Below are 24,048 nucleotides of genomic sequence, written 5' to 3' on the forward strand. Positions count from 1 at the left end.
GCTTAATGATTAATGAAGAATTAAATAGAGCCCTAAGTTATAGAAAAGAAGAGCTCTTTAGCGAGCTTATTGAAGAAATTAATGATGATAATATAACGGATATTGAATGGGATGGATATAACCTTTGGATTACAGAACTTGGCAGAGGATGTCGCATTTCTTCAAAAGAGATTTCAGATAAATTCTTAGATAACTTATCTATTAAGTTAGCAAATATTATGGAAGTTGCCTTTAATAGAATTCATCCAATTTTGGAAGCCAACACAGAAAGCCTTAGAATTTCTATTTGGCACGAGTCAAGAACCGGCAAGAAAAGTGTTGCCATCAGAAAAATCCCTGAGAAATTAAGATTTGATCATGAGACTTTAATAAAGTCTAATTATTGCAGTGAGGAGATTTTAGCCCTTATTGAAAATAGTACCATAGCCCACTTAACTACTGTAATCGGTGGTCAGCCACATGCGGGAAAGACAGAACTTTTAAAGTATATGTCCACATTTATACCGGCAAGGGAAAAGGTAGGCGTATACGAGGATAATCAGGAAATTCACTATAGAAAACTTAATCCTCACAAAAAATGTGTGGAGTTTTATGTGGATTCTAAGCTTGGTTATGCAGACATTATTAGAGCTGGCCTTAGACACAATGTGGATTGGATTTTACTTTCAGAATCAAGAGGCGAGGAGGTTTTAGACCTTTTAAATAGCTTATCTACAGGAGCTATCTGTATGACTACAATGCATCTTGATGATGTTCGTGATATGCCAGATAGAATGTTTAATATGCTTAGAGACTCGGGAGTTTCAGATAGATTTATCAATAACATTTATCAGTATATCGACCTAGTTTGCCTAGTGGAATGTGATAAATTTGAACAAAGAAGAATTAGCCAGCTAGGCTTTTTAGTAAGAGAGAATAACGAGAATAAGTGTTATCTGATTTATGATAATGGTAAATTAATTACAAAAGAGCTTCCAGAGGAAATCAAAGAAAAATTTTTAAAATACGGCATCGTTGATCCATTTGTTAGCCAAAAGGGAGGAGATTTATTCTATGAAGAGAATAATTAATTATTTCTCCTATAAGCAGATAAAAAAGGATATTTATAAAGATACAGAGAGCCAAGGAAGAACTAAAGGCTTTAATTTAAAGCTGTATTTACTATTAATGCTTTTAAGCTTTATATTAGTCTTTTCTTTTTGTCTTTTATTTAAAATCGGTCTATTTTTTAATTGCCTTGTGGCAGTTTTCTTTTTAACACAAGTTCCAATAATTATTAGAAGAAAATATTTAGCAGCCAGTAATGAGAATAAGTTTAAGGACGTGGATATTTATTTACACCAGATGCTTTATTCCTTTAGACGTAGCTCTAAAATCGACAGGGCCCTTAAGGATAGCTATAAGATTAGCGAGGGCAAGTTAAAGACTTGTATAAAGAAAGCTCTTGATGAACTTTCCTTTGGTGTAGGTGAAAATGTGTACAAAGACGCCTTTGATATCATTGAAGCCGAATATGGTTGCGATAGAATGAGGGCTTTACATAAATTTTTAATGGCGGTAGAAAAGAAGGGCGGTAATACAAGAAATTCCTTAGAAGTTCTAAATTATGACTTTGATAACTGGGTTAGTAGTGTCTATAAATTTCAAAAAGAAATTAAAAAGATACGAAGAGATACAACAATCGGTTTATTTATAAGTATAGGACTTGCCTTAATTACCTCTTATCTTTGCCTTAGTTTAAATCGTTTTTCACAAAATCCAATTGATATTACAAAAGATCTTTCATATAACATTTCAACAAGCATTTTCCTAATACTTTCCATAGCTTTTCTTAGCTGGAATTTATCTAGCTATAAAGGGGATTATTTAAAGAGCATAAGGTCTGATAAAAAGATAATGGATAATTATAACTTAGCCTTTAAAAAGAGCACAAAAAGCCTATATCTAATAAGCATTCCTTTAATTGTAATAATTTTACTTGCAGCAATAATTTGCTTAATTTTAAAACTAGAGATAATTTCTATCTATCTATTAATTTCCCTTATTTTTATTCTTATACATCCAGTAACGGCTAAGAGAAGAGCTAAAAAGATTGCGGTAAATGATTTAAGAGAAGGCTTTACTAGCTGGCTTCGTGACCTAAGTCTTGGGCTTTCAAAGGCACCTTTATATGTAGCGCTAGAACAAAGTCTAAGAAATTGTCCCATTATTATTAAAGAAGAGCTAGAAAAGTTTTTGGAAAAAATCGACATAAATCCCTTAGATGTAAATCCTTATTATGAGTTTTTATCAGAGTTTAACTGTCTTGATGTTTCATCTGCCATAAGAACCCTATATTCCATTGGTGAAATGGAAAATGAAAGTGCAGATGAGACTATTAATGTATTGGTTAAAAGAAACAATGAGATTTCTCAGAAATTTGATGAGGAAAGATATAGCGATATTACTAGCAGCTTGAAATTCTTAGAGTATTTGCCAACATTTTTTGCAGCCTTTAAGATTTCAGCAGATATGCTACTTATTATCACAAGATATCTATAGATGGCAGATAAAGGAACAGAAGATTATGGAAAATATATTAGAAGAGTATGCAGGACTTATAATGGCTATCATAATGGTTTTTGTAATAAATGGACTTTTTTTAAAAGTATTAATAGGAGTTTAATATGGGAGAATATGTAAAATTATACGGAGAAGTAATTGTAGCAATGCTTTCTATGATTGCTGTATTTACTTTAGCTTCTAGCCTTTTTGTAACATTTTTAAAATTCGTAGAAAACACATTGATAGCATGTTTAGGTTAGGAGAGAGATGAAGTCAGTAATAGAAAGTTATATATACCTGATAATTCTAGTATTAATCGTCTACTTTAGTTTGGATTTTATTATGATTAATGCTAGGGTTTCAAAGGTAAACACAGTGGCTAGATATGTGGAGAACACAATTGAGGTAAATAAAGAAGAAGGAAAGGCTAAGGCAATTTCAATGGCCAGGTCTAATGGTATGGATTTGGTATTTAAAAATGCAGAAAGCACCACAGATTTTTGCTATTACGAATATGACCTTAGTTATAAGATTCTTTCAGCAAGTTTTAGAATAAATAAGACAAATACTTATCACGGTCTAGCCAGGTATAAAAGGAATAATGGAGGATAAATATGAGAGCATTAATTACAGGTTCAGGCCTATTATCCCTAATATTTATCCTAGTGGTTACACATGTTTTTTTAATAGAAAAAAATGCAAGAAATGAAGAACTTATAAGGGCTGTGGATAGCTCTTTAAATTACAGCTTTGATAAGCTAAATGAAAAGTACGAAACTATAAATGTCCATGGCCTTAGCTTTAGCCAGAAAAAGGATCTAGAAGAGGAAATTAAGCTAGCCTTTTGTAATTGCCTAAGTAAAGAGATAAGTTCAGATGCAAATTATGAGATAAATTTTAAAGAGATAAACCTTGAAAAGGGTTACTTAGATGTGGAGGTAGTTATGAGCTTTAAGCGCAGTTTAAAGGGAAGGGAGTATTGTTATTATGAAAAGTTTATGGGCTTACATTAGTAAAACTATTCTTTTTCTTTATGGCTTATTATTTATTTCCAGTCTTATATCAGTAAATTCTTATGCTTCAAATTCACCCCTTTATAAAAGCATGAATTTTAGAATTAATGGCGCTCCAGTAGGCTCTGTTATTGAGTTTTATTTAATTGATGATAATGATAAAAACAATCAGGTTAGGATTTTAAGCCTTAATGTAAGAGAAGATTATCAGTCCTTAAGAGAGGTGGGAGTGCCCTCGCTAAATGGTGGCTTTGATGGTGGTAGCATATCTATTGAAGGTAGTGCAAGTACTGGCTTTTACGTAAGCTTTCATGAAGTAAGCATTTATCGTCAAACCCCTTGGCTAAGGATTACAGGTACTGTCCTTAAAGGATATGATGTGTCCTCAGCCCTTGAAACAGGAGTGGCTAATAGTGTAATTGAGGGCCCTAATAAAAGCCTTGCTGAGCCAAATTATGAAGGTTCTATTCCTGTTAATGAAAACGGCGAGCTAAATAAATACGTGGGCCTAACCTTTAATGGTGCCGAGATTAATTACATTTGTAGCCCACATAAATATAGGGTGATTTATGATTCAAACGGGGCAGGAGAGTCAAAAGAGCAGCAAGTAACTTATGGTGAAAACTTTAATTTGCAGGCGAATAGCTTTATTAGAGATGGCTTTAATTTTCTGGGATGGAGTAGAGAAAGGAATTCAAAGAATAATATTTATAGAGAGGGGGAATGCCTAAAGAATTTAGATGAAAATAATGGCGCAGTGGTTTATTTTTATGCTGTTTGGGAAAAGAAGGACTGGGATGTATTCTTAATTAATTCAAGTCAAAATAATGGTATTTTGGTAAGCAAAGAAGCTGCAGCAATTTCCGATTCTTATTTTAAAAAAGACTATTTAAATAGGAGTTTCATTTTGAAAAATAAGGACATGGGTAAAGACACTTATAAAGGCGAATATAGTGTTACAAAGTCTGGTGTAACTAAAAACTAGATAGTAAAAAATTGACCTAGTAGAAAATTGACATGAACTAGTATTTAGCTTAAGATTGAGAAGTGTTAAAAATTTAAAAAATAAGTGGAGGTTAACATGGATCAATTTTTTAATAGCTTAAATGCTGGCGAAATTCCAATATTAAAATGGTTTGCTACATTACACAATCCAATTACTGACCCAATCATGTTTGTAATTACAAAACTTGGTGATAAGGGAATTATCTGGATTTTACTTGGATTATTAATGCTTTTTGTTCTACCTAAGAAATATAGAAAGGTAGGCTTAACTGTTGCAGTTGCTTTAATTTTCTCAGTAATCATGTGTAATGGTGTTATGAAAAATGTATCACATAGAGTAAGACCTTTTAATTTTGATAGTTCACTTTTTGAGACACAGATATTTAACGTATTTGCCTCAATTGATGACTGGTCATTCCCATCAGGACATACATCAGCATCCTTTGCAGCAGCAATTGCTATTATTTTGTGGAGAAAGAGAGAGGGTATATGTGCCATTTGTCTTGCAGTACTAATTGCATTTTCAAGATTATACTTAACAGTTCACTATCCAACAGATGTACTAGTAAGTTTAGTACTAGGATCTCTTTATGGTCTTCTTGCTTACTTGCTTGTTAAGTGGGCCTTAAAGAAGTTTGACAGACTTAGAGCTGTCTTTTGTGATGGAGAGAGTTATAAATATCTCTTCGTAAAAAAAGAAGCTAATTAGTAGGCGGTAATTTTTCATAGGATATATCAAAAAGATATAACAGAATTAATTTGGGAAAGTTTTATAGAAATATAAAACTTTCCTTTTTTAATTTTACAAAATATTTTTTTAAAACTCATTGAAGGGACTTTAGATAAGTGCTACAATGAAATAAGCTTTTAGAAAGTGTTTTACTAAAAGTGAATTAACAATAATTTGTATCAAAGGGAGGTAGTATGAATTATATAGGTGTTGATTTGGGGACATCTTCTGTAAAGCTTCTTTTAATGGAGCATACAGGTAAAATTCTAAACTCTGTATCTAGAGAATATCCAATTTATTTTCCAAAGCCAGCCTGGTCTGAGCAGAATCCAGAAGACTGGTATAAAGAGACTATTCTTGGAATTAAAGAGCTTATAAAGAATTTTGATAAGACAAGTATTAAGGGCCTTAGTTTTGGCGGACAGATGCATGGCCTTGTAATTTTAGATGAGAAGGATGAGGTTATTAGACCTGCAATTCTTTGGAATGATGCTAGAACTGGCAAGGAGTGTGACTATTTAAATAACGAAATCGGTAAGGATAAGCTAAGTAAATACACAGCTAACATTGCCTTTGCTGGTTTTACAGCTCCTAAGCTTTTATGGTTAAGAAACAATGAGCCTGAAAATTTTAATAAAATCAAGAAGATTATGCTACCTAAGGATTATTTAGCATATAAGTTAACAGGCACATTTTCAACAGACGTATCTGACGCTTCGGGAACATTACTTTTCGATGTTAAGAATAGAACTTGGTCTAAAGAGATGCTTGATATCTGTGGTATTAAACTAGAACAGATGCCAAAGATTTTTGAAAGCTATGAGGCAATTGGCTGCTTAAAGGCTGAGCTTGCAAGCAAACTTGGTCTATCTTCTGATTTACTAGTGGCAGCAGGAGCTGGTGATAATGCGGCAGCAGCTATTGGTACGGGCACTATTGGAGAGGGAAAATGTAACATTTCCATAGGTACAAGCGGAACCGTATTTATTTCAAGCAAGAGCTTTAAAGTAGACCCTAATAACGCTCTACATTCCTTTGACCATGCAGATGGAGCTTATCATCTAATGGGCTGCATGCTTAGTGCAGCTTCTTGTAATATGTGGTGGATGGACAATGTCCTAAATACTAAGGAATATAGTAAAGAACAGGAGGATATTGATGATTCTAAATTAGCTAAGAATCACGTATATTTCCTACCATATTTAATGGGTGAGCGCTCACCACATAATGACCCAAAGGCAAGAGCTTGCTTTATTGGAATGACTATGGATACTACAAGAGCTGACATGACTCAGGCAGTTTTAGAAGGAGTTGCCTTTGGTCTTAGAGATTCTCTTGAAATTGCAAGAAAAGAAGGACTTGTAATTCCTGAGACAAAGCTTTGTGGAGGCGGTGCTAAGTCTGAATTATGGTGTAAGATTTTAGCAAATGTACTTAATATCAGAGTTGCAAAACTTGAAAGTGAAGAAGGCCCATCTATGGGAGCATGCATTTTAGCAATGATTGCATGTAAGGAATACGAAAGCTTAGAGGAAGCAGTAAGTAAGATTGTTAAGCTATCTAAGACAATTGAACCAGATGAAGATATTGCCAAGGCTTACGAGCTTCGTTATAAGGAATTTAAGGAGCTATACCCAGCCCTTAAAGATAGCTTTAATTCAATTGGCGCATAAGCTCTAATTGATATAACTCAGTCGGAGTATAAGCTCCGACTGAGTTAAACGCTCCGCAAGGATGCGCACGGATTCGGACAGGAATTTGTCTGCTGTAGCAGACCCGAATCCGGCGCGCAAGACTCGCGAGCGAGTCTTGATATGGATAGATTAAAAAATGGAGGAAGTTATAATGAGATTTTTTATTGACACAGCAAATGTTGAGGACATTAAGAAGGCTAATGATATGGGAGTTATTTGTGGCGTAACAACAAACCCATCATTAATCGCAAAAGAAGGTAGAGATTTTAAGGAAGTAATTAAGGAAATCACAAGCATTGTAGATGGCCCTATTAGTGGAGAGGTTAAGGCTACAACTACTAAGGCTGAAGATATGATTAAGGAAGGTAGAGAAATTGCTAAGATCCATCCAAATATGGTAGTTAAGATACCTATGACAGTTGACGGACTTAAGGCAACTAAGGTATTATCTAGTGAAGGAATTAAGGTAAATGTGACATTGATTTTCTCAGCTAATCAGGCTTTACTTGCAGCTAGAGCTGGTGCAGCTTATGTTTCGCCATTCCTTGGTAGATTAGATGATATTTCTCAGCCAGGTATTAACTTAATTGAAGATATTGTGGCAATTTTTTCTAATTACGATATTCAGACTGAAATCATTGCAGCAAGCGTTCGTAATCCAATTCATGTAACTGACTGTGCTATTGCAGGCGCAGACATTGCAACTGTTCCATATAAGGTAATTGAACAAATGGTAAATCATCCACTTACAACAGCTGGAATTGAAAAATTCAAGAAGGATTATATTGCTGTATTTGGTGAATAAAATATAAGAATAGAGGTGTAGAATGTTAACTACAGAAAAGCTTACAACAACTGACGTAAAAAAGATTAATAAGAACAGGGTTTTTAGACTTATCCATTTTTCTGGAAAAGTAGCAAGACAGGAAATTTCAGATGCCCTAAGATTATCCTTACCAACGGTTAATCAGAATTTAAAGTACTTATTTAACGAAGACTTAATTGAATATGCAGGAAATTTTGAATCTACAGGTGGTCGTAAAGCCCAGGTTATTATGGTTAAGGGAAGTTCAAAATTAGCTATTAGCGTTAACATTACAGCTAATGAAATAGTAGCCTATTTAGTAGATTTAAGAGGCGTGGTAATCGATGAAATTAAGCTCTCAGTTAATATTGTTAATAACGATTTTGAGGCTGATATAGCTTCTCTAGTTAATAACTTAATTAGTAAGAACAATATTATTAAGGAAAATGTACTGGGCGTCGGAATTACAGTGCCTGGTATTTTTGATAACGATAATAAGATCATTTTATCAGCACCAACTATGGGTCTTAAAAATTACGAGGTTAAGAATCTTACAAAGAATATTGATTTTAAGACTATTGTTGTAAATGATGCAAAGGCCTATGCTTTTGCTAATTACTGGAAGAATAAGCAAAGAGAGGCAGCAGGTTTAATCACTGTAAGAAACTTTGATGAGAAAAAGCTTATGGATAATGATTTTTCAAGCATTTATCTTATGCTTAATGAAGGTGTTGGTGGTGCCTTTATTGATGGAGAAACAATAAGAAAGGGTATTCATAATAGAGCCGGTGAATTTGGTCATATGACAATTTATCCTGGTGGGGAAAAATGTTATTGCGGTAAGCGAGGTTGCTATGAATCCTATGTTTCAGCAAGAGTATTATCAACTAAATTAGGGGTAAGTCTCGATACTTTCTTTAGAAAACTAAAGGAACACGACAGAGAGTATTCAAAGGTATTTGATAAGTACCTAGATGATCTCGCAGTGGGAATCAATAACCTTTTCCTTATGAATGATAGTAACATCTGTCTATGCGGCGAAGTTGCAACATATCTTAAGGATTATGAAGAGGATTTAAAGAGAAGACTTATTGATTACTGTGCCTTTGATACAGATGCAAGTTATTTACAGTTTACAACTTGCTCTGAAAGTGAGGCTAAGGTTGGCGCAGCCTTTATGTTTTTAATAGATTTTATTGCATCTATCTAAATAATTAGCTTATAATATCAGACAGGAGATTTTATTTCTCCTGTCTTTTTTTATCTTGATGAAGGCAAGAATAATGATATGTAGTATTTTAAAATTTGGGAGGAAGATAAATGATAGCAGATTCAATGGTATCTTTAGTTAAGGGTAGCTCTGTAATTAGAGCAATGTTTGAGGAAGGCAATAGATTGGCAAAGATCTATGGTAGAGAGAATGTTTACGATTTTTCTCTTGGTAATCCTAATGTGCCAGCCCCTAAGGAAGTTAATGAAGCAATCAAAGAGATTGTTGATAATGAAGAGTCTACATTTGTCCATGGATATATGAGCAATGCAGGTTACGAAGATGTAAGAGAAGGAATTGCTAGCTCAATTAATAAGAAGTATGATACACATTTTAATGCTTCTAATATAATTATGACAGTTGGTGCAGCAGGGGGTCTTAATTCAATTTTAAAGACTTTACTTAATCCTGGGGATGAGGTACTTTGCTTTGCTCCATTCTTTAGTGAATATAGAAATTATGTGTCAAACTTTGGAGGAAAACTTGTAGTTGTTCCTGCTAATACAGTGGATTTTAATCCTAATTTTGAGGAATTTGAAAAGCTAATTAATGCTAAGACTAAGGCTGTAATTATTAATAATCCTAACAATCCAACAGGGGTTATTTATAGTGAGGCTACAATTAAGAAACTAGCAGAGATTTTGGAAAATAAGCAAAAGGAACTTGCAACTAGCATTTACCTTATTTCTGACGAACCATATAGGGAACTTGCCTATGATGGTATTGAAGTTCCTTACCTAACTAAGTATTATAAGAATACTATTGTTGGTTATTCTTACAGTAAGTCTCTTTCTCTTCCAGGTGAGAGAATTGGTTATCTTGTTTTACCAGATGAACTTGATGATGCAAATGATATTAAGACAGCCGCAGCAGTTGCCACAAGAATCTTAGGTTTTGTTAATGCACCATCTCTTCTTCAAAGAGTAATTTTAAAGACTTTAGATGTAGATATTTCTGAGAATATTGCAGTTTATGATAAGAATAGAAAGACACTTTATGAGGCCTTAACAAAGTATGGTTTTGACTGCGTTAAGCCAGAAGGCGCTTTTTATCTTTTTGTAAAATCCCCAACAGAGGATGAGATGGAATTCTGCAATGCAGCTAAGAAGCATAACATTTTAATGGTGCCAGCTACAAGCTTTGGCTGTAAGGGTTATGTAAGAATTGCCTACTGCGTAAGCTATGAAACAATAGTTAATTCTCTTAGCCATTTTGAAGAATTAGCTAAGGAGTTCAATTTATAATTTTTGTAAAAAATTTACCCATAAAGGAGAATTAAATGAAAGTTTGGGAGTCATATATTAGAAAAGTGGAGCCTTATGTTCCAGGCGAACAGCCAAAGATTAAGAATGTAATTAAGCTTAATACTAATGAGAATCCTTACCCACCTTCAAAGGCGGTAATGGATGCCTTAACTAAGCTAGACCTTGATAGCTTAAAATTATATCCAGACCCAGAGGTTACAAAGCTAAATGAAGCTATTGCAAACTTCTATGGTGTAAGTAAGAATCAGGTATTTACAGGAGTTGGTTCAGATGATGTTATTTCAATGATCTTTATGACATTTTTTAATTCAGATAAGCCAGTCTTATTCCCTGAAATATCTTATTCTTTCTATAGTGTATGGGCCGACTTACACAAAGTCCCATATGAAACTGTTAGACTTGATGAGGACTTTAACATCTTAGTGGAGGATTTTAATAGAGAGAATGGCGGTATCATTTTCCCAAATCCTAATGCTCCAACTTCTAAGTATTTAGAGCTTTCTAGTGTTGAAGAAATCATTAAGAATAATCAGGATTCCGTAGTAGTTGTTGATGAAGCCTACATCGATTTTGGTGGTGAATCGGCAATTAAATTTGTGAATAAATACGACAACTTAATTGTTGTGCAGACATTTTCAAAATCCAGATCTATGGCTGGAATGCGTATAGGTTATGCTATTGCTAATGAGAAGTTAATTAAGGCTCTTAATGACGTGAAGTTCTCCTTTAATTCCTATACAATGAATAGAACAGCTATTGAACTAGGAACTGCGGCTATTAATGATAAGGCTTATTTTGAAGAGTGCTGTAAAAAGATTGTGGCAACTAGAGAAAGAACTATGAAGGCCTTAAAGGAGCTTGGCTTTAGCTTCCCAGAATCAAAGGCTAATTTTATTTTTGCTAAGCATGAAAATGTTCCTGCAAGTCTTATTTTTACAAAACTTAAGGAGAAGAACATTTTCGTAAGATATTTTAATAAGCCAAGAATTGATAACTACTTAAGAATAACAATAGGTACAGATGAGCAGATGGATGCTCTAATAAAGGCGTTGAAGGAGATTTTATAATGGCTATTCCTTTTAATCAGAGAAATTTTCAAAAGGAACTAGATAAGTTTGTCTTAAAATTACAAGAAGAAAAAGAGGTGCCAACAATTTTGTTACACAGTTGTTGTGCGCCCTGTTCAAGTCATTGCATTGAGTATTTATCTCAGTATTTTAGAGTGACAGTTTTTTACTATAATCCTAATATTTCCTATGAAGAGGAATATAGAAAGAGAGTAGAGGAAGAGAAGCGTTTTATTAAGGAATTCCCTACTAAGTATCCGGTGGAGTTTATAGAAGGAGACTATGATACCTCTAAGTTTTACGATATGGCTAAGGGATTAGAAAAATGTCCTGAAGGCGGGGAAAGATGCTTTAAGTGTTATGAACTTAGACTACGAGAAACAGCTAAATTAGCTAAGGAAAAGGACTTTGACTACTTTACAACTACACTTAGTATAAGTCCTTTAAAATCAAGCCTTAAGCTTAATGAGATTGGTTTAAAGCTTGAAGAAGAATACGGAATGAAGTATTTATTGTCAGATTTTAAAAAGAAAAATGGTTACAAAAGATCCATTGAATTATCTAAGGAGTACAATCTTTATAGACAGAATTTCTGTGGTTGTGTCTATTCTAGGGTAGAAAAAAAGGATAGTTAAACTTGAAAAAAAGACGACAAAATGCTAATATTTATTATATCAAAATATGGAGGTAATGGTTATGGCTAAGAAGAATGGCTTATTAAAATTTATTGCTGTTACAGGTGCTTGTGTTGCAACTGCAAAGCTAGTATATGACAAATATAAAGAGACAAAGGACAAGTTTGTAAAGGAAGAAAACGACAGTATTGATGCTGAAATTAGAAAGTACAATGCTATTGCTGAAAAGAAGATCGTTGAGATTGAGGATGAGGAATTTGTAGGTTGCGAATTAAAGTCAGTTTGCGCTAATACAACTCTTGATTTAGGCTTAGCAGTATTTGAAAAGGATGTTTACATTAACTTCTCAAGCTATGCAAGTAATGTAACAATCATTTTACCAGAGGGCGTTAATGTTGTTTGTGACGTTGACAGAGTAGCAGCTGGTGTTAGAAACCTAGTTGAGAACGTTAAGGAAGAGGGTATTCATACAGTTTATATCATTGGTAAGGCTGTAGCTACAAGTCTTGAGGTTATCCCAGTTAACTTCTATGTAGATGAAGAAGACGAGGATGAATTTGAAGATTTTGATGAGGATGCTATCTTTGCAGATGACGAAGATGCTTTAGTTAAGGTTATTAATAAGGCAGAGCCTGAAAAGTCAGAGGAAAAGTCTGATGGGAAGTCTGAAGAGAAGAAGGATGAAGATAACCTTATTAACTTAGAAGAGGTAAGATAAATAATGATAAAGAATAGGGATAGAATAATTAATTATTTTGATAGCCTACCTGATTCTAGTGTTGTAGCAGTTAATTCTCTTTACGAGGATAAGTTTACTAAGATGAGCCAAGATGCATTTTTCCGCGCAGTAGAACGTATTGCAAGCGAAGGCATTATAACTCGTCTAAGCAAAGGTCTTTATGTAAAGAAGATTGAAGAGGGTGTTACAAAGGAAGATGTATTACTAAATTACTTTTTTGGTGATGAGAATGATAGTGGTATGTTCATTGGTATGCGACTTTATAACAAATATTCTTTAACAACAATAAAAAGCGATATTATTGAACTCTATTCAAATAAAATTAAAAGTAATGTTAGTAAAATCGACAATCTAATCATAAAGAGACCTTTAGTAGAATTAGATTTTGATAATACTAGGGTTATTGAGGCTTTAGAGATTTTACAAAATTATTATGATATACCAGAATTAAATAAGCTTAAATTTGCAAGATATGCTAAGAGTTTTGCAAGAGGATATAACGACGAGGCAGCAGTTTTAGTGCTTTCTAATATGAAGTACAAAAAGTCTACTATCGCCTTCCTTAAAAAAATCTTAGACATGTATAAGGTGAAGAATTCTCTGCAGCAATATTTAAGCTACGCTAGCGATTATAAAGTACCAACAGTACAAAAACTAGCAAGATAAATTAAAGGCAGGCTTAAGTCCTGCCTTTTAGTTTAGCTAAATTAGACTAGATAAACAATAAAGGAGTGTATTTATGGAAAAGATAATGATAGCTTCAGATATCCACGGTTCTGCTTACTATTGTAAGAAGATGCTAGATAGATACAAGGAAGAGGGCGCAAAGAGATTAGTATTACTTGGGGACATTTTATATCATGGTCCAAGAAATGATTTGCCAAAGGACTATGCACCAAAGGAAGTTATAAGTATGCTCAATCCCTTAAGAAATGAGATTATTTGTATTAGAGGTAACTGTGATACAGAAGTCGACCAGATGGTACTTGATTTTAATGTTCTTTGTGAACAGGCATTTTTAAGTGTTAATGGACAGGATTTTGTTATGGTTCATGGCCATAAGTTAGATGAAAAGAATATGCCAGCCCTAAAGGACGGGGATATATTACTTTGCGGTCACACTCATGTGCCAAAGTTTGAAAAAAGAGGCAACTATACTTATGTTAATCCAGGCTCAGTTTCAATTCCAAAGGAAAATTCAGCCCACAGCTATATCATTTTTGAAGACAAGTTCTACTTTAAGGACTTAGATGGAAATGTATATATGGAGGGCAACTAAATATATAAGGAATTTTTTATTTTTATTTTATTGTATTTATAAAGCTATATGATAGAGTATTATTAGCAAATGAATTTGTGATGATTATTATTAGCTAATGGATTTGGAGGTACTCTTTTGTATGAATAATTTTAGAAATAAATTTGCAAGCTTTATGTATGGAAGATATGGAATGGATCAGTTTTCTAGATTTACTTCTATTGTATGCATGGTATTGCTTGTATTAACCTTATTTATTCATAATAGTGCAGTTTACTTTATCGCAATATTATTATTGATATATACATATTTTAGAGTTTTCTCAAGAAATATTTCAAAGAGGTCTAAAGAGAACCAAAGATATCTAAATATATATTATAAGTGTCAGGGTAAATTAAACTACCTAAAGGCTAGAATTAAGGATGGAAAGACCCATAGGATTTTTAAATGTCCTAACTGTAATCAGAAGATTAGAGTTCCAAAGGGCAAGGGAAAGATTAGTATTAAATGTCCTAAATGTAGAATTGAATTTATAAAAAGAACATAGTTTATAAAAATAAAACCCCCATATAAGAGGGTTTTATTTTTTTGAATATTTATCTATGATATTAAATAGAAATTTTTACAGAGGACAGTCATGGGGAAAGTTTTTGAAATTATAGATAAGATAAAAATTTTACAAATTATTAGACAAGCCTTAGTAATGATTATACCAATTTTATTGGTGGGTTCTTTTGCACTTATATTAGAGACATTGCCAATTCATAGCTATCAAATATTTATAGATGCTTTGCTAGATGGCTTTTTTAGGGAATTATTACAGACCGTTTATAATGCAACCTTTGGTATGCTAGCCATATATATGACAATTACACTAGCCTTAAGTATTTCTAATACTGAGAAGGCAGATGGGGTTAAGAATTATAGCCTAGTATTTATAAGCTTAATAGTGTTTGCTATATTTAGTGGTGGCCTTAACTTTAGAGAATTTGATATAAGTAACTTAGGCGAAGATGGGGTTTTTACAGCAATCTTTTTGACGATTATTACGTCATATTTTTACATTTTAATTAATGATAATCTAAAGCATGGTTTTAGATTCTATTCTAGTGGGGCAGATGATACATATACTCAGATGCTTTATTCAATGCCGGCTACTATTATAGTATTTATCATTGCTGTACTAATTTATATGATCCTAGTTAAAACAACAGGTATGGAGTCAATTCAGGAAGTTAATAGAAAAGTATTCCTAAGTCTATTCTTCTTTAGAGGTGGTTCTGTTATTACAAGCTTAGCCTTTTTAATGATTCAATCTATACTTTGGTTTTTAGGAATTCATGGCTCAAGTGTTATGACTCCTGGAGATTTAAATTTTGATAAGATAAAGAATTTTGACACTTCGGTTATGCTAAGTAATCTGCATTCCTTTACAACCGTTGAGGTATTTGCAATAATGGGCGGCTGCGGCTCCACTTTATGTTTAGCCCTTGCCATACTAATTTTTGGTAAAAAGAATACATCAAAGAAATTAGTTACTTTATCAAGTGTTCCACTAATTTTTAATGTTAATGAATTATTATTATATGGTTTGCCAATTGTGCTAAATCCTGTGTATTTCATACCTTTTATGTTAGTGCCAGTGATTAGTTATTTAAATGCAAGTCTAGCCATGGACCTTGGCATTGTGCCAGGACTAATAAGCAATGTTAAGTGGACTACTCCAATTTTTATAAATGGATTTATGGCCACAGGCTCCATTGCTGGTAGCCTTTTGCAGCTCTTTAACCTTTTTATAGGGGTTGCAATTTATGCGCCTTTCGTGGTTTATTCAGAGAAGAGAGCACTAGATCAGGAAGCTAAAAAGATTAATGAGCTTACAAGGTTAGTTAAGGAATCAGAGGAAGAAGGAGTTGAACTAAGTATCCTTGGGATTAAGGGGGGATACGGAGTTTTAGCTCGTTCCATCGCTGATGAAATTCAATATAAGATTGAAAATGATGATGTTCATTTAAGATACCAACCTCAGTTTAACAGTAAGGATAAATGTATTGGCGTAGAGTGCCTTTTAAATTGGGAATACTCTAATAATGGTAAGATTTACACGCCTTTAGTTATGGGCTTAACTAAGGAAATGGGTATGGCAGCTAAATTAGAGAAGGCCATTTTTAAAAGCGCAATTAAGGATATGCCAAAGTTAATAAAGATACTTGGAAAAGATTGCAAGGTTTCAATTAACCTAACAGGCCAGGCAATCCAAATGGAAGAATTTGAGAGATTTTTAGCTCTAATAGCTAGAGAACATAAGGAATATATTCCTAACATTTTAATTGAAATCACAGAGCAGGATAGCCTAAAGATTGACTATGATTTAATCTCAAGATTAGATAGGCTAAAGAAGCTTGGCTACCGCTTTGGTATTGATGATTTCTCTATGGGCAGTACCTCTCTTAAATATCTAAGATACAATGTTTTTGACCTAGTAAAGATAGACGGGAATTTAAGTCTGGATGTAGTAAAGAATGAAAGAAGTAGAGAAATAGTAAGTTTTCTTACTAATCTAACAAATCAGTTTAATATTGATATATTAGCCGAATATGTAGAAAATGAAGAGCAGAAATTAATACTTGAAAGCATCGGTTGCTTAGAATATCAAGGCTATTACTATAGCGAAGCAGTTGATATTGATAGATTAGAAGCTGTTTTAATAGATATAAAAGAAAAAATGGGAAGTGCAAGTTAGGGCACTTCCCTTATTTTTGTAATTAATTTACCATTTAGATATCTAAATCTTATTCTAATCTACTTTAAGAAATCCTGTCTCATTGGATTAAATACGTCTACTAAGATACCTTCTTCAAGACATGTAACACCGTGAAGAGAATTACTTGGCATATAAACACTATCACCCTTATTTACAACCTTAGTCTCGCCATCGATAGTAAATTCAAAACTACCCTCAGCAATATAAGTAATCTGTAAATGCTCATGTGAGTGAAAATTTCCCTTAGAACCCTTCTCAAAGTGAATCTCACACATCATAAGCTCGTCTGAGTAACATAAAATCTTTCTTGTAACGCCTGGTTCGCAATCAGTTGCAATAACATCCTTATTATACTTAAACATAAAAATAATCTCCTTTAAAATAAGCTTTTATCTAATTTTAGCAAACTTAACTTCTCTATTATCTAGGAAAATAGTACTAGTGTCCGATTTCTTTTTAAAGCTATAAATCCCTCCTATTCTTTGTTATACTAGGAATTACAGAATGAGAGGTTTTTTATGGAAAATGTATTTTTAATTGTAGGTCTTCTATCGGCCCTTTACTATATAATCTGCGTTAGTTACGCAGGCTTCAAACTTAGTTTTGTCTTTATGTGGATTATAATTTCTGCTTTTTTCATTGTCCTATATTTACTAAAAAGATTAGAAAAGTCCGGCAGAATTAAAATTCATAAAATTATAAAAAGAATCTTCTGGTCAGTCTTTACCCTAGGCCTAGCCTTATTTATAGTCCTTGAAGGCCTTATTTTATCAGGCTTTGCAAAGATGGATAAGGAGAATAATTACGACTACATTATAGTTTTAGGTTGCCTAGTTAAGGAGGCGGGTCCTTCAAAGGCTCTTAAATTACGCCTAGACGCAGCCCTTGAACTAGCCAATATTTATGACTGCCCAATTATAGTATCTGGTGGACAAGGCCCTAATGAGCCTATGACAGAAGCAGATGCCATGGCAGAATATCTAATTGATAAGGGAGTAAGTGAGGATAGAATCATAAAAGAAGATAGGTCTATTAACACAGATGAGAACCTAGCAAATTCCTATGAGATAATTAAGGATAGTAAGGCCAAGGTCTTAATTGTATCTACTAACTTCCACATATTTAGAGCTCGCCTAATTGCTAAAAAGACTGGCTTTGAAAATGTATATAGCTATCCAGCTAAATCAGATATGATAATACTTCCTAACTTTATGTTAAGGGAAGCTATTGGAATTACTAAGGATTTTATATTGGGCAATTTATAAGATTGATATTATTTATGAAAAAAACTCTAGCTACTTTTAAAGTAACTAGAGCTTTTTGTTTTTATGTCCCTTAGCAATACATTTTCAAAGCTAGTATTAAGCCTTAAAGAAATCTCTGATTGCTTCAATCTGGTTATAAGTCTGGTTATAACCATCATTATAAAGAGATAAAATCTTTGTCTTATCTTTCTCTGTTCTTTTAAAGCCCTTTGTAGAAACAGGTCTCATAACATAAGCTTTACCCTCTCTTTCAAGACGGTCAAGTCTTTCAAGCTGGCGGTTATATTTATCCGCTCTTGTAAGTAAGTCTCTTGCAAGCTCAGGCTTATTCTTATAAATCTTTGCAGCCTGCTTTGTAACACTTGATGTAGTCTTTGTATAACCCGGTTCTCTTGTAAGAACTACTAATAGCTTGTCGCAGCCATCTGCTAGGGCTCTCTCTACAGGGATAGAATCAGATAAACCACCATCCATATAGTTTGTGCCATTGATATTGATATATGGGAAAAATACAGGAAGAGCACAAGTTGCCTTAAGAACTGTATTAGTCTTATCAAGACCTGTATATGGAAGATACTCTGGCTTACCAGTTTCTACATTTGTTACTACGCAGTAGAATTCTCCCTTATATTCTCTAAATGTATCATAATCAAAAGGTACAAGTTCATTAGGAATAGTCTCGTAAGCAAAATCAAGACCGTATAATGAACGGTTACCAGGATCTAACATATTAAGAAGTCCCATGTATCTCTTATCATCACGATAATCCATGATAATTTTTAAATTTCTACCCACCTGCTTAGATGCATAACTTGCTGCATAAGCTGCACCTGCAGATACACCGATTATATAATCAGGCATAAAATCAAGTTCGAGTAAGGCGTCCATTACGCCGCATGAATAGATGGATCTAAAAGCTCCACCTTCAAAAACTATGCCAGTTTTCATATTTACCTCCTAATAGTACAATTTATATAATTGTCTGACAAAAATAAGACAATGTCAAGTAAAAACAAGTGTTTAGATAGCTTGATATTTTATATTCTATGGGGTAAAATTAGAGCGTTGAGTGTTAAATTTGATACTCAAATTAAGGGAATTTAAGGAGATACAAATGGACATCATAGTACAGTATATCGATGGTTTAATGGAGAGAAGTACACTTGATACTCCAGCATGGAACATCGAAAAGCTTAAGGCAGGCATTAAGTCAAAGTGGAATTACATTGACGGCGTTATGATTAAGGCTATTTTAGAAATGTATGCAATTTCAGGAGACAAGAAGTATTTAGACTTCGCCGACAAATTTATTGATCACAGAGTTTTTGAGGATGGAAGCATTGACGGCTACAGCATTGGTGAGAAGAATATAGATAATGTTAATGCAGGTAAGACTTTATTTGAACTCTATGAATTAACAGGCAAAGAAAAGTACAAGAAGGCAATTGATTTAGTTTATTCTCAGATTGAAATCATGCCAAGAACTAAGACAGGCAATTTCTGGCATAAGGACATTTATCCAAACCAGGTATGGCTTGATGGTATGTATATGGGACAGCCATTCTATATGGAATATGAAACTAAGTTCAATAACAGAGCCAACTATGATGACATTTTCAGCCAGTTTAAGTTTGTAATTGAGAATTTAAGAAATCCTCTTAACGGACTTTACTATCATGCTATTGATACAAGCAAGGAAGCTTTCTGGTGTGATAAGGTTACAGGACTTTCTCAGAATGTTTGGTTACGAGCTATTGGTTGGTATGCTATGGCACTTTTAGATACTCTAGATAAGGTAGATAACGAAGACCATAAGTATGATAAGGAATGCAAGATGATGAAAGACGCATTTGTTGACCTTATGGATGCAATGCTTAAGTATCAGGATGAATCAGGTATGTGGTACCAGGTTGTAAACTTTGGTGGCATGGAGAAGAATTATCTTGAGACATCAGGTAGCGCAATTATGGCTTATGCTCTCTTAAAGGGTGTAAGACTTGGTTTCTTACCAGAAAGCTATAGAGAATACGGCTTTAAGGCATTAAAGGGTATCGAAGATAGATACTTAAAGGCTGGAGAAGACGGAACAATTTCTCTTGACGGTATCTGTTTAGTTGCCGGTTTAGGTGGTAGCAACAATCGTCCAGGTACTTATGACTACTATATGTCAGAGCCTATCGTAAAGGACGATGCTAAGGGTGTTGGACCATTCCTATTAGCTTACACAGAGCGCCTTAGATGCTCAAACTAGTTTTAATTGAATAACTTTATTTTGCATTATTAGAGAGACTTTTTTGATTTTTTTGAAAATGTCTCTCTTTTTTATACTAGTAGAATAGTTTAACTTATTTTAGTTGACTAAATAGTAAATTAGTTTTAACATAAAGTTAGGATATTGAACGTGTAAAAAACGGAGTGAACTATGCAGGAAAATTTTAAGACTAATTATTTTGCTAATTCTAATGTAGAGAATTATGCCAAGAGTGTTGCGGTCAAAATTGCTAAAGCTTCAGGGGTAAAAGGGTTTGAAAGTGAAGGTCTTGAAGATAATTTAAAGAAGAAGAGTATAGCCCAGATTAATTGGGCAAACTCAAAGCCTTTAAAAGAAGAGACCAAACAGGAAGAATTAGATAAGAAGGTTATACTAGATAATTCCTCTAATTTAGAGGACTATTCACAGGCAGCGTCTAATAACAGCTCTTTAAAGGAGGACGTTAAGTTAGTTGAAGATGATGCTAATACTATAATGACAGCAGATAAGCATAAAGAATTTCAGCAGCTTAATGAAAAGGAGCAGAAAAAGTGGCTTTTTAAGGAACATATGAGATTACAGGAACTAGATAAGACGCTTGAAGATGAACGAAATCTCATAGACATACAAAAGCACATGTTAGCAAGACAGCAGAATAAGAACATGATTTTAAAGCAGCAGCTTGAGAATCAAAAGAGTCTCTATGATCAAAAGTGGCAGATGCTTGAAAAGCAGAATCGCCAGTTAACTATTGATAAGGAGAGATTTGAAAGAGAAAAGCTTGTCTATAAGGACAGAGTCTATAGAGAGGCAAGAAAGAATGCTGCTAATTCTGACGGTGTAAAGATATTTTTTAAGGGGGTACATGATCAGGACACTTTAAAAAAGAGATATAAATCACTAGCTAAGATATATCATCCAGATAATATGAGCGGTGATAAAGATATACTGTTAGCAATTAATACAGAGTACGAGAGATTATTAAGATTTTATCTTGATGTATAATGCTTAACTAAAAGCAAGACTTAATATTATTAGGTCTTGCTTTATTTAGTTGTATCTAACTTATTGGGGTTGTATAATTACATCATTGTACGTAAATGTTAGGAGGAAGAACATGTTTAAAATTAACGAAAACTATTTAAAGCTCCCAGGAAGTTACCTTTTTTCAACTATTGCTAAGAAGGTTAATGCATATCAGAATGCTAATCCAGACAAAGAAATTATTAGACTTGGTATCGGTGATGTAACATTACCATTATCACCAGTTGTTATTGATACTCTTCATTCGGCTGTTGATGAGATGGCTCATAAGGAGACATTTAAGGGCTATGCTCCAGATTTAGGATATGAATTCTTAAGAAATGCAATTGCAGATTTTGATTATAAGAGACGTGGTGCAGATATTAATGCAGATGAAATCTTTGTATCTGATGGTGCTAAGTCAGACTCAGGTAACATTGGTGACATTTTCTCTGTAGATAATAAGATTGCAGTTTGTGATCCAGTTTATCCAGTATATGTTGATACTAATGCTATGGCAGGTAGAACAGGTGATTATCTTCCAGACCTTGGTAAGTGGTCTAACGTTATTTATATGCCATGTACAGCCGAGACTAATTTCGCCCCTGATTTACCAAAGGAAACCCCTGATATTATCTATCTTTGCTTCCCTAATAACCCTACAGGTTCTACAATCACTAAGTCAGAACTTCAAAGATGGGTTGACTATGCTAATAAGGTTGGCGCAGTAATTATCTATGATGCAGCTTATGAGGCATATATTTCAGAAGAAGATGTACCACATACAATTTATGAATGTGAAGGTGCAAGAACATGTGCAATCGAGCTTAGATCTTTCTCTAAGAATGCAGGCTTTACAGGTACAAGACTTGGATTTACAGTAATTCCTAAGGATTTAAAGAGCGGAGACGTTATGCTTCATAGCCTTTGGGCAAGAAGACATGGAACTAAGTTTAATGGTGCTCCATATATTATTCAGAAGGCTGGTGCTGCTATTTATACAGAAGAAGGCCAGAAGCAGACTAAGGAGCAGATTGCTTACTATATGAATAATGCTAAGACAATCCTTACAGGCTTAAAGGAAGCTGGTTATACAGTTTCAGGTGGTGTTAATGCACCATATATCTGGCTTAAGACTCCAGATAAGATGACAAGCTGGGAATTCTTTGATTACTTACTTGAGAATGCTAACGTTGTTGGTACTCCAGGTTCAGGCTTTGGTCCAAGTGGTGAAGGTTACTTTAGACTTACAGCATTTGGTTCTTATGAGAATACAGTTAGAGCTCTTGATAGAATTAAGGCTTTATAATATACAAAAAGGCTATGAACAAGCAATGAGGTTCTCCTCAAAGCTATAGTTCATAGCCTTTATTAATTTATTCGCTTGCTTCTGTTGTTTCAGAAGTTTTCTTTGTATCTAAAACCTTAAGAATAATTGCTTCAGCTCGTTTGTTTGAAGCCTTCTCAATAAATAGCCATACATTATCAATTGTAAGCTTATCTCCTGCAACAGGAATTCTATCAAGCTTTTCAAGAATAAGTCCGCCAATGGAATCATTATCCTCAGATTCAAGGTTAAGCCCAAGATAATCATTTAAATCATCAAGCTTAAAGGAAGCCTCTACTCTATAAGTCTTATTACGTATCTTATGGATGCCTTCCCTTTCCTCGGTATCATATTCATCTCTGATTTCACCAACGATTTCCTCAAGTAAGTCCTCCGTTGTAATCATACCAGCAGTTGAGCCGTATTCATCAAGGACAATTGCAATACTTGTGGAATTAAGCTGCATCTCTCTAAATAATTCGGAAGTATTCTTCTGTTCAAATGTAAAATGAACGCTTCGCATTATATTTTCAATACTAAAATCTCCATCCATAGGAGTAAGGACTAAATCCTTTATGTTTAAAATACCTACGATATTATCAGTGTCTACCTTATAAACTGGAAGTCTAGTATACTGAGTCTCTCTAAAGAGGGCTAAAACCTCGTCATAGCTGGCCTCAATATTAACTAAAACCATGTCGATTCTTGGAATCATAACGTCCTTTGCATTAGTATCACCAAAATCGAAAAGATTATTTATAATTTTACGCTCGCTAGATTCAATAACGCCCTCTTCGTGGCTTACTTTAACGATTGTTCGTAATTCATCTTCTGTAATAGTTGTATCCTTACTTTCATCCTTTATGCCAATTAGTCTTAAAAAGAACTTGGAAATCTTATCAATTACAATAATAATTGGTGTGAAAATGTACATCAATGCGTTAATAATTGGCGAATATGCTAGAGATAATTGCATGCAGTATTTAGTAGCTGCGTTCTTAGGTGTAATCTCACCAAAAATTAAAACAAAGACTGTAAGAATACCGGTAGCAATACCCGTTGCATAATTACCCCACATACTTATTGTAAAGGTAGTTACAAGGGCTGAGCAGGAAATATTAACAATGTTATTACCTACTAAAATTGCACTAAGCATCTTGCTTTGATTGTCTAGAATTTTACTTACTAGAATTGCTCGTTTGTTATTCTCATCCACTAGTTTTCTTAATTTAATCTTACTTACCGTAATAAATGCGGTTTCTGCTGATGAAAAGAAAGCAGATAAAATAAGTAAGATAATAATTACAATTAGCTGGATCGTACTGTGAGAATCCAAAATCAAATCCTCCTAAAAAATATTTTTAATTAATTGTACTTGATATGTCAGTGCTAG

25 protein-coding genes are annotated in these 24,048 nt (G+C 33.7%); 22 read left to right on the forward strand and 3 right to left on the reverse strand.

The genetic code is table 11. The annotated features are described in order from the left end of the window. Nucleotides 1-5: 5 nt before the first annotated feature. The 18 genes from BLQ66_RS08865 (at nt 6) to BLQ66_RS08945 (ending at nt 16,768) form a co-directional block, all read left to right on the forward strand. A complete protein-coding gene (locus BLQ66_RS08865) occupies nt 6-1,070 on the forward strand; it encodes an ATPase, T2SS/T4P/T4SS family (protein ID WP_051195395.1) in 1,065 nt (354 codons plus the stop codon). Continuing rightward, a complete protein-coding gene (locus BLQ66_RS08870) occupies nt 1,054-2,541 on the forward strand; it encodes a hypothetical protein (protein WP_074521847.1) in 1,488 nt (495 codons plus the stop codon). Before BLQ66_RS08865 ends, BLQ66_RS08870 begins: the two co-directional genes overlap by 17 nt. 125 nt (nt 2,542-2,666) lie before the next feature. Then, a complete protein-coding gene (locus BLQ66_RS12060) occupies nt 2,667-2,804 on the forward strand; it encodes a hypothetical protein (RefSeq protein WP_155885946.1) in 138 nt (45 codons plus the stop codon). A gap of 7 nt (nt 2,805-2,811) precedes the next feature. After that, nucleotides 2,812-3,156 carry a hypothetical protein gene (locus BLQ66_RS08875; protein ID WP_027431158.1) on the forward strand — a complete coding sequence of 115 codons (345 nt, stop codon included), beginning with the start codon at nt 2,812-2,814 and terminating at the stop codon, nt 3,154-3,156. A 2-nt stretch (nt 3,157-3,158) separates the two neighbouring features. Next, on the forward strand, nt 3,159-3,557 hold the full coding sequence (locus BLQ66_RS08880) for a hypothetical protein (protein ID WP_074521848.1): 399 nt from the start codon (nt 3,159-3,161) through the stop codon (nt 3,555-3,557). Further along, nucleotides 3,532-4,542, forward strand: a complete 1,011-nt coding sequence (locus BLQ66_RS08885; protein WP_074521849.1) for an InlB B-repeat-containing protein — start codon at nt 3,532-3,534, stop codon at nt 4,540-4,542. The genes BLQ66_RS08880 and BLQ66_RS08885 overlap by 26 nt, the downstream gene beginning before the upstream one ends. A 96-nt stretch (nt 4,543-4,638) precedes the next feature. After that, nucleotides 4,639-5,271, forward strand: a complete 633-nt coding sequence (locus BLQ66_RS08890; RefSeq protein WP_074521850.1) for a phosphatase PAP2 family protein — start codon at nt 4,639-4,641, stop codon at nt 5,269-5,271. A gap of 215 nt (nt 5,272-5,486) precedes the next feature. Further along, nucleotides 5,487-6,965 carry a xylulokinase gene (gene xylB, locus BLQ66_RS08895; RefSeq protein ID WP_074521851.1) on the forward strand — a complete coding sequence of 493 codons (1,479 nt, stop codon included), beginning with the start codon at nt 5,487-5,489 and terminating at the stop codon, nt 6,963-6,965. A gap of 172 nt (nt 6,966-7,137) precedes the next feature. Then, on the forward strand, nt 7,138-7,791 hold the full coding sequence (fsa, locus tag BLQ66_RS08900) for a fructose-6-phosphate aldolase (RefSeq protein WP_027431153.1): 654 nt from the start codon (nt 7,138-7,140) through the stop codon (nt 7,789-7,791). Nucleotides 7,792-7,813: 22 nt separating this feature from the next. Continuing rightward, a complete protein-coding gene (locus BLQ66_RS08905; protein WP_074521852.1) occupies nt 7,814-9,001 on the forward strand; it encodes an ROK family protein in 1,188 nt (395 codons plus the stop codon). A 110-nt stretch (nt 9,002-9,111) separates the two neighbouring features. Next, nucleotides 9,112-10,305 carry a pyridoxal phosphate-dependent aminotransferase gene (locus BLQ66_RS08910; RefSeq protein ID WP_074521853.1) on the forward strand — a complete coding sequence of 398 codons (1,194 nt, stop codon included), beginning with the start codon at nt 9,112-9,114 and terminating at the stop codon, nt 10,303-10,305. A gap of 35 nt (nt 10,306-10,340) precedes the next feature. Continuing rightward, entirely contained in the window at nt 10,341-11,393 is a 1,053-nt protein-coding gene (gene hisC, locus BLQ66_RS08915; RefSeq protein WP_074521854.1) for a histidinol-phosphate transaminase, read from the forward strand. Next, the gene (locus BLQ66_RS08920) at nt 11,393-12,028 is read left to right on the forward strand and encodes an epoxyqueuosine reductase QueH (protein WP_074521855.1); all 636 of its coding nucleotides are present in this window, start codon (nt 11,393-11,395) and stop codon (nt 12,026-12,028) included. Before hisC ends, BLQ66_RS08920 begins: the two co-directional genes overlap by 1 nt. Nucleotides 12,029-12,089: 61 nt before the next feature. Beyond that, nucleotides 12,090-12,746, forward strand: coding sequence for a hypothetical protein (locus tag BLQ66_RS08925; RefSeq protein WP_242869339.1), 657 nt, complete (start codon nt 12,090-12,092; stop codon nt 12,744-12,746). Between the two features lie 3 nt (nt 12,747-12,749). After that, nucleotides 12,750-13,433, forward strand: a complete 684-nt coding sequence (locus BLQ66_RS08930; protein ID WP_074521857.1) for a hypothetical protein — start codon at nt 12,750-12,752, stop codon at nt 13,431-13,433. A gap of 73 nt (nt 13,434-13,506) precedes the next feature. Then, entirely contained in the window at nt 13,507-14,046 is a 540-nt protein-coding gene (gene yfcE / locus BLQ66_RS08935; protein WP_074521858.1) for a phosphodiesterase, read from the forward strand. 121 nt (nt 14,047-14,167) lie between these two features. Then, a complete protein-coding gene (locus BLQ66_RS08940) occupies nt 14,168-14,572 on the forward strand; it encodes a hypothetical protein (RefSeq protein ID WP_074521859.1) in 405 nt (134 codons plus the stop codon). Nucleotides 14,573-14,662: 90 nt separating this feature from the next. Continuing rightward, nucleotides 14,663-16,768 carry an EAL domain-containing protein gene (locus tag BLQ66_RS08945; protein ID WP_074521860.1) on the forward strand — a complete coding sequence of 702 codons (2,106 nt, stop codon included), beginning with the start codon at nt 14,663-14,665 and terminating at the stop codon, nt 16,766-16,768. Between the two features lie 59 nt (nt 16,769-16,827). Here BLQ66_RS08945 and BLQ66_RS08950 read toward each other — a convergent pair whose 3' ends face one another. Further along, nucleotides 16,828-17,151 carry a cupin domain-containing protein gene (locus BLQ66_RS08950; RefSeq protein WP_027431144.1) on the reverse strand — a complete coding sequence of 108 codons (324 nt, stop codon included), beginning with the start codon at nt 17,149-17,151 and terminating at the stop codon, nt 16,828-16,830. Between the two features lie 156 nt (nt 17,152-17,307). Between BLQ66_RS08950 and BLQ66_RS08955 the strand changes: the two genes are divergently transcribed. Then, nucleotides 17,308-18,054: a YdcF family protein gene (locus BLQ66_RS08955; protein WP_074521861.1), complete on the forward strand. Its 747-nt coding sequence runs from the start codon at nt 17,308-17,310 to the stop codon at nt 18,052-18,054. Between the two features lie 96 nt (nt 18,055-18,150). On the opposite strand, the gene BLQ66_RS08960 is transcribed toward BLQ66_RS08955, so the two are convergent. Further along, a complete protein-coding gene (locus BLQ66_RS08960) occupies nt 18,151-19,002 on the reverse strand; it encodes a patatin-like phospholipase family protein (protein WP_074521862.1) in 852 nt (283 codons plus the stop codon). Between the two features lie 166 nt (nt 19,003-19,168). On the opposite strand from BLQ66_RS08960, the gene BLQ66_RS08965 reads away from it, so the two are divergent. The 3 genes from BLQ66_RS08965 to BLQ66_RS08975 all read left to right on the forward strand — a co-directional run bounded on the left by BLQ66_RS08965 (nt 19,169) and on the right by BLQ66_RS08975 (nt 22,637). Next, nucleotides 19,169-20,305: a glycoside hydrolase family 88/105 protein gene (locus BLQ66_RS08965; protein ID WP_074521863.1), complete on the forward strand. Its 1,137-nt coding sequence runs from the start codon at nt 19,169-19,171 to the stop codon at nt 20,303-20,305. 171 nt (nt 20,306-20,476) lie between these two features. After that, nucleotides 20,477-21,310, forward strand: a complete 834-nt coding sequence (locus BLQ66_RS12165; RefSeq protein WP_242869340.1) for a hypothetical protein — start codon at nt 20,477-20,479, stop codon at nt 21,308-21,310. A gap of 112 nt (nt 21,311-21,422) precedes the next feature. Next, nucleotides 21,423-22,637, forward strand: coding sequence for an LL-diaminopimelate aminotransferase (locus BLQ66_RS08975; protein WP_027431140.1), 1,215 nt, complete (start codon nt 21,423-21,425; stop codon nt 22,635-22,637). Between the two features lie 67 nt (nt 22,638-22,704). Here the strand turns inward: BLQ66_RS08975 and BLQ66_RS08980 are convergent, their stop codons facing one another. Beyond that, on the reverse strand, nt 22,705-23,991 hold the full coding sequence (locus tag BLQ66_RS08980) for an HlyC/CorC family transporter (RefSeq protein WP_074521864.1): 1,287 nt from the start codon (nt 23,989-23,991) through the stop codon (nt 22,705-22,707). Nucleotides 23,992-24,048: the final 57 nt, after the last annotated feature.

Origin of the sequence: Lachnospira pectinoschiza, from assembly GCF_900103815.1 — a bacterium.
In the GTDB taxonomy this organism is placed as follows: Bacteria; Bacillota; Clostridia; order Lachnospirales; family Lachnospiraceae; genus Lachnospira; species Lachnospira pectinoschiza_B.